Source organism: Sphingomonas aestuarii (genome assembly GCF_054457155.1).
The window spans coordinates 1-7,268 of the sequence record NZ_JBTKVV010000014.1 but is presented as its reverse complement, the minus strand read 5'-3'; the positions used below and the strand labels follow the sequence as shown (position 1 = coordinate 7,268).

4 protein-coding genes are annotated in these 7,268 nt (G+C 63.7%); 3 read left to right on the top strand and 1 reads right to left on the bottom strand.

Annotated elements, in window-relative coordinates; genetic code table 11:
• Positions 1-122 precede the first annotated feature (122 nt).
• On the bottom strand, positions 123-281 hold the full coding sequence (locus tag ACX0GZ_RS14660) for a hypothetical protein (RefSeq protein WP_458817497.1): 159 nt from the start codon (positions 279-281) through the stop codon (positions 123-125).
• A 693-nt stretch (positions 282-974) separates the two neighbouring features.
• Between ACX0GZ_RS14660 and ACX0GZ_RS14655 the strand changes: the two genes are divergently transcribed.
• The 3 genes from ACX0GZ_RS14655 to ACX0GZ_RS14645 are packed head-to-tail and all read left to right on the top strand — an operon-like array spanning position 975 to position 6,871.
• On the top strand, positions 975-2,309 hold the full coding sequence (locus ACX0GZ_RS14655; protein ID WP_458817496.1) for an efflux RND transporter periplasmic adaptor subunit: 1,335 nt from the start codon (positions 975-977) through the stop codon (positions 2,307-2,309).
• Positions 2,310-2,330: 21 nt separating this feature from the next.
• Entirely contained in the window at positions 2,331-5,450 is a 3,120-nt protein-coding gene (locus ACX0GZ_RS14650; RefSeq protein WP_458817495.1) for an efflux RND transporter permease subunit, read from the top strand.
• On the top strand, positions 5,447-6,871 hold the full coding sequence (locus ACX0GZ_RS14645) for an efflux transporter outer membrane subunit (RefSeq protein ID WP_458817494.1): 1,425 nt from the start codon (positions 5,447-5,449) through the stop codon (positions 6,869-6,871). The genes ACX0GZ_RS14650 and ACX0GZ_RS14645 overlap by 4 nt, the downstream gene beginning before the upstream one ends.
• Positions 6,872-7,268 lie beyond the last annotated feature (397 nt).

Genomic DNA, 7,268 nt, shown 5'->3' with positions numbered 1-7,268 from the left:
TAAGGCGACAGTCTGCTCTTGGATTACCAGCGGCTGAAACCGGACTGTCCGATTTGGAAGCGATTGGTGCTAATTGCGATTGGTCCTCTCGGGGCGGACAGCGATCAACTTGCACGGTCTTGCTAGTCTCGAACCAAGATTGAGGTGTCGGGATTAAGGTCATCGTTCGGATCGGTCAGAATCCCTGCAGGAAACGCCGCCGAGATCGGCTTATCTTTTGTGTCCAGACACAGCACATGGTTGTTGTCCCCGTCGCCCAGATCAGCGAGCGCGACCGGCACAACCTCCCGACGCTCTCCTTCCACTGTCTGTAGGGTCACTTTCTACAGTTCGCGTTCTTTGTCACCGGGCTCATCACCATTTCCGAGAGTTGCGCTGCCGGCCCTGACGACGCGCGCCTTCCGTCGTCGTCGTGGTGGCCAGCTCCTCCGCCAGCATCTTGCAGAGAAGGCGATCGATGTGGGATAATCTCAGCGCCGAACAGAAGTAAGATCCGTGGGAGGTCTACGGATTATCAAAGATCGCCGCGGAGCAATTCCGCGACGGGTTGCGCTAGCGCTTGGCGTGGATGTCGCCTGCCCCGAGCATCAAGGTGCTGACAACCCATTCGGGACTGACGGCCGCGCCCCTGTTGGGCGTGCCGCGCGGCCCTGTCGCCTCGGCCTTCAGAAGCATCGTGGGGCACTTCACGATGACGCCCAGGCAAGGCGCCTAGTCGACCCTCTTGTCCACGCCCTTGCCCACTGTCCGGGCCGAGCTGGACGAATCGATCCCCGATAGCAGCTTTCTGGGGACGGGGGGGATGGACGGGCTTCCGTCGGCTTCGCGAGATCAGGAAGGAATACAACCAGAAACTGGCGCTGGATCCGGACCTGCGGCGAAAAATGCGGGCCTCTTGCGATACTTGGACGGGGTCAGTCTGGAAGTTGTGACACAGGAAAAGAGGGGTTGCGCGCCAATAACGGGTCAGTGTATTGCACCTTCTGGCAGGCCTGCCGTCCTCAGAGTGTGGCCGCCATTGGGAGCAGGCAATGCAAGAGCAGTATTTGTCTCTGCGCTTGCGCAGCGGGCTTTCCGGAATTAATTTTTTCGCCATCACCTGGCGAACTATCGATCAGATCGAAGTTGGCCAGTTCATCCCCCATTTTGACCACTACTTATCCATAGGCCCTGAAATTTTGGCCGTGCAGCCGCAATCTGCTCGAAGCGTTTGGAGATTCACTTTGGCGTCTATCTTCGTTCGGGAACCCTGGCGGCGGCATGCTGCCCTGCTGGCGCTCGCGGGCGCGCTGCTCGTCCTCGCCGCCTGCGGATCGACCGAGGTGGAGCCGGTGGACGCACCGCCGCGCCCGGCCAAGCTGGTGACCGTCCAATCCGCCAATTCGCAGACTTCGGGCAGTTTTCCGGCGGTCGTCCGCTCTGTCCGCACCACCGATCTGGCATTTCAGGTCGGCGGGCAGATCATCGAGTGGAACGCGATCGACGGTGCGCGGTTCAGCCGCGGCGATGTGATTGCGCGGATCGAGCCGACGAGCTACGCTGCGGCCGTCAACCAAGCCGAGGCGCAGTACCTTAACGCCAGCAGCGAATATGAACGCGCGCAGCGCCTGATCGAACAGGACGCGATCTCCAAAAGCGTGGTCGAAAGCCGCCTGGCCCAGCGCCAGGTCGCCAAGGCTGCACTCGACACCGCGCAGAAAAACCTCTCCGATACCGTTCTGCGGGCACCGTTCAGCGGCGGGGTCGGGGTGACTTATGTCGAGCAGTTCCAGAATGTCGGCCCGCAGCAGCCGGTGCTGGTCCTGCAAAGCCGCGCGGTCGAGGCGGTGGTCAATGTGCCCGCCAGTTTCGTGCTGGTTTCCAACCAGCGGCGCTTTTTCAATATCTTCGTCGAGCTGGATGCGGCCCCCGGTCGCCAGTTCCCGGCGGTTTTCCGCGAGGCGCGCGGGCAGGCGGACAGCTCCACCCAGACCTTCGAGGCGCATTTCAGCTTTACCCCGCCTTCCGAATTGCTGGTGCTCACCGGGATGACGGCGACCCTGTTCTACGAGGGCGAACCGATCGGGGAAAGCGAGGGCCCCAATGGCGTCGAAGTGCCGCTGGCGGCGATCATGTCCGAGGGCGGCAAGCGTTTTGTGTGGGTGGCCAAGGGGCTCGACAAGGTGCTTGAGCGGCGCGAGATCACGATCGAGGACGGCGTCGGCGAAACCTTGCGCGCGATCACGGGGCTGAAGGCTGGAGAGACCATCGTGGCCGCCGGCGGCAATTACTTCCGCGAGGGCGACAAGGTTCGCCCCTGGGGCGAATAGCCGCGGGTCGGCGTTGCAGATATGGATATCGCAGCCTTCAGCATTCGCAACCGGTTGATCATGTGGATCGTGATCGCGCTCTCGCTGCTGGCGGGGTGGACTGCCTATCAGAACATGCCGCGCTTCGAGGATCCTGAATTCACGATCCGCACCGCGCAGATCTTCACGCAATATCCCGGCGGCTCGCCCGAACAGGTCGCGCGCGAGGTGTCGGCCCCGCTCGAAGAAGCGCTTCAGGACATGGCAGAGGTCGACGAAGTGCGCTCGGTTTCCTCGGCGGGCTTTTCAGAGCTTTCAGTCGATATCAAGTTTTCGGCCAGCCCGGACAAGGGCGCGCTGCAGGACATCTGGAACAAGCTGCGCAACAAGGTCCGCGATGCCGCCGGCGACCTGCCGCCTGGCGCCGGCCCGAGCATGGTGTTCGACGAATTCGGCGATGTTTTCGGGATCTATTACGTGCTCACCGGCGAGGGCTATTCGATGCCCGAACTGCGCACCTATGCCAAGGCGCTGCGGCAGGATCTGCTGGCGGTCGACGGTGTGGGCAAGATCAACATCGCGGCCGAACGCCAGGAGGTCATTTATGTCGAGATCTCGCGCCAGAACGCCGCCGCGCTGGGCGCCACGGTCAACGCAATCTTCCAGCAACTTTCGACCCAGAACACCGTCGTGCCCGGCGGCACTGTCGAGGTCGATGGAAAGCGCCTGATCATCACGCCGAGCGGCGATATCGATTCGGTTGCGGCGATCTCCAACCTGCTGGTTGCATCCAGCAATGGCAGCGTGGTGCAGTTGAGCGATATCGCCACAGTCACCCGGGGCCTGCGCGATCCGCCCGACTTCCTCGCCTATTGGGATGGCGAGCCGGGCCTGATCATGGGCGTGGCGGCGGTTTCGGGCAGCAATGTCGTCGCCGTGGCCGAGCGGCTTTCGCAGCGCCTTGCCGAGGTCGAAGGCCAGCGCCCGGCGGGAATTGAGATCCACGAATTCTACAACCAGGGCAAGGTGGTCGACAAATCAGTTTCCGACTTTGTGGTCAACGTGTTCCTCGCGCTGGCGATCGTGATCGGTGCGCTGGTGGTGTTCATGGGGCTGCGCTCGGGGCTCGTTATCGGGATCGGGCTGCTGCTGACCATCGCGGCAACGCTGGGCACAATGTATATGAGCGATATCCCGATGCACCGCATCTCGCTGGGCGCGCTGATCATCGCGCTGGGGATGCTGGTCGACAATGCGATCGTGGTTGTCGATGGCGTGCTGACCGGGGTGCAGCGCGGTCAGAAGATCATCGAGATATCGAGCACCATCGTCAAACGCTCGATCTGGCCGCTGCTGGGCGGGACACTGGTCGGCATCCTCGCTTTCGCGCCCATCGGCCTTGCGCCCGGCGACACCGCCGAGTTTACAGGAGACCTGTTCTGGGTGATCCTGATCTCGCTGCTTTACAGCTGGGTCTTCGCGATCACGATCACGCCGTTCCTGTGTTCGCTGCTGTTCAAGGAGGCGGCGCAGGCGTCCGAGGCTGAAGGGGGCGTGGCCGCTGAAGAGGCTCCGCAGGACAAGACCGACGGCCTGATGCAACGCTTCAAGGATATTATCGAAGTGCTGATCGCGCGCCGGGTGACCACCATCGCGGCGGCAGTGGGGCTGTTCGTCGCCTCGGTGTTCGGCTTTGGCTATGTCACGCCCGGTTTCTTCCCCGCCTCGACCACGCCGCAACTGGTGGTCGATTACTGGCTGCCCGAAGGCACCGACATCGCCCAGACCGATGCCGACATGCGCAAGCTGAGCGAATATATCAGCACGCTCGAAGGGGTGGAGCACGTCCACACGCTCGTGGGCCGGGGCACCTTGCGCTACATGCTGGTCTATCAGTTCGAGAGCACCAACGCAGCCTACGGGCAATTGCTGGTGAAGCTCGATGATTACAACCGGCTCGATACGCTGGTGCCGCAGGTGCAGCAATATATCGATGCCAATTTCACGCAGGCGCAAGGCAAGGTTTGGCGGTTTATCCTCGGGCCGGGCGGCGGTTCGAAGATCGAGGCGACCTTCAGCGGGCCCGATCCCGAAGTGCTGCGCGACCTCGCCCGGCAGGCGCAGGAGGTGTATCACGCGGATGGCAAGGCAATCGCGATCAAGGACAATTGGCGCCAGCGCGTGCCCGCGATCGAACCGGTCTATTCCGAGGTCAAGGGGCGGCGCGCAGGCGTCAGCCGGTCCGATCTGGGCGCGGCGCTGGCGCGCAATTACTCGGGTCAGCAGGTCGGCGTCTATCGCGAGAATGACGATCTGATCCCGATCATGTCGCGCGCGCCTGCGGATGAGCGCGAGAGCGTCGAGGGCCTGCCGCTGATCCAGGTGCTCGGTCCGACCGGCGCAGCGGTTCCGGTCGAACAGGTCACCGACGGCATCCAGACGATATTCCGCGACAGTCGCCTGCGGCGCACCGATAATGTCTGGTCGATCAAGGCGCAGGCCGATCCTGCTCCCGGCGAGCTGGCCGGCAATTTGCAGGCGCGGGTCCAGCCGCTGGTCGAGGCCATTGCGCTGCCGCCGGGCTACTCGCTTGAATGGGATGGGGAATCGGGCAATTCGGCAGAGGCCAACGAGAACCTCGCCAGCACGATCCCGCTGGGCTTTGGCGCGATGGTGCTGGTGACGATCTTCCTGTTCAATGCGGTGCGCCAGCCGCTGGTGATCTGGTCGGTGGTGCCTCTCGCGCTGGTGGGCGTTGTGTTCGGTCTGATCGTGATGGGCGTGCCGTTCGAATTCATGGCGATCCTCGGCGTGCTGTCGCTGGCCGGGCTGCTGATCAAGAACGCGATCGTGTTGGTGGACCAGATCGACCTTGAAATCGGCGAGGGCAAGCCGCGCATGGACGCGCTGCTCGATAGCGCCGCCAGTCGTGTGCGCCCGGTCCTGTTGGGGTCAGGCACAACGGTGCTTGGCGTGCTGCCGCTGTTCACCGATGCCTTTTTCAAATCGATGGCGGTGGTGCTGGTGTTCGGCCTGACCTTCGCGACCGCGCTGACGCTGCTGGTGGTGCCGGTGGTCTATGCCGCCGTGTTCGGCATTTCCACCGACGAGCGCGCGGACAAATCCGGCACAAGGGAAACCGGCGGGGAGGCGGCGGCATGATCGCGCGCAGGCTTCTGCTTGGCACAGCCCCGGCGGCGCTCGCGCTCGCACTGGCGGGCTGCGCCAGCCTGAGCACCCCCGAAGACATCGCCGCCGCCACCGCGCAGAGCCTGCCCGCCCTGCCGCCGCAATGGGTGGTCGAAGGCACGGTGCCGGGGGAGGTGCGCATCGGCTGGATCGAGGCGGTCGGCGATCCGGTGCTGAGCGAACTTGTGCTCGAGGCGCAGGCCAACAACCCCGATATCCGCGCCGCCGCCGCCAATCTCGACGCTTCGCGCGCGCTGGTGCGGCAAGCGCGTGCGGCGCTGTTCCCGCAGATCAACGCCAATGTGAACGCCGACCGGACCGAATCGCCCAATCCGTTCGCGCTCAATCAGGCGGTCTACACTGTCGCGGGGCAGGCACAGTGGGAGGTTGACCTGTGGGGCCGGGTGCGCGCGGGCCGCAACGCCGCCTATGCCAGCGCGCAGGCGGTCGAGGCGGATTTGCGGTTTGCGCAATATTCGCTCGCAGCCGGGGTCGCCTCGGCCTATTTTGCCAGCATCGAGGCCGCTGAACAGGTCAGTGTGGCACAGCGCACGGTCGAAGCCCTCGCTGAAATCGACCGGATCGTGCAGGTGCGATACCGCGAAGGCTTTGCCTCGCGCCAGAACACCGCGACGACCGGGGCGGATTATCAATCCGCGCTGGACAGCCTCGCCCAGACGCAGATCGCGGCGCGCAACGCCCGCCGCGCGCTGGAGGTGCTAGTCGGGCGCTATCCGGCCAATCTCGTAACCGTCGGGCGGAGCCTTCCCGAAGCACCGCCCGCGCCGCCCGCAGGGCTGCCCGCCCAACTGCTCGAACGGCGTCCGGACGTGATTGCAGCCGAGCGCAGGGTTGCCGCAGCGTTTGCCAACCTCGATCAGGCGCGGGCCGCGCAACTGCCGCAACTTGTGCTGACCGCTGTCGGAGGCGTCGCTTCCACCGATCTCGGCGACCTGCTCGATACCGATAACATTCTCTGGTCGATCATCGGCGACGTCCTGCAGCCGGTGTTCGATGCGGGCCTGCGCGGCGCACGCGAGGACGAAGCCGATGCCAACCGCCGCGCGGCGGTCGCGCTTTATGCCTCAACCGCTCTTGCCGCCCTGCGCGAGGTCGAGGACAATCTCGACGCCGTCACCGTGCTGGAGGAACGCGAACAGATACTCGCGGCCGCTGCCGACGAGGCGGGGACCGCCTACCAGCTTGCCCAGTTGCAGTACCGCGAAGGCGAGATCGACCTGATCGATGTGCTCAATTTCCAGCAGCGCCTTTTCCAGACGGAACGCAACCTGGTGAGCGTGCGCCGCCAGCGGATCGACCAATGGGTCGGGCTCAACCTCGCGCTCGGCGGATCGTGGAGTGCGGATGGTCTGCTTCCGGTGTCCACACAATAGCACCCCAATGACCGAAGTTGGGGCGCATTGCCGACCAGCCGGTTAAGCAAAGACACAACCTCCATCTTGCTGCGAAGATGGCCTCTGGCTGCAAGCGATTGCAGCATTTACCGAGGAGGTCCACTCAAAGCTGTGATCGGGTACTGAGTCCGAGTCCGCAGATCAGTTCACTCGTGCAGGATGTGAGATCTACGCAACTGTCGAACGATCCCATTAAACGCAGCGGTGCAGCCTTGAGCGCGTCCAATCTCGTTTTCTTGTCCAGCAGCATCCCAGTAGAGTTCTAACGGCCACCTCTCGGGGCAGTGAGGGAGTAAGCATCGTAGAGCGAGGCGGATCTCGATCGTATCAATCCGCTTCGTGCCGGAGCTCACCATCCCATTGCGGAGTATGCGCA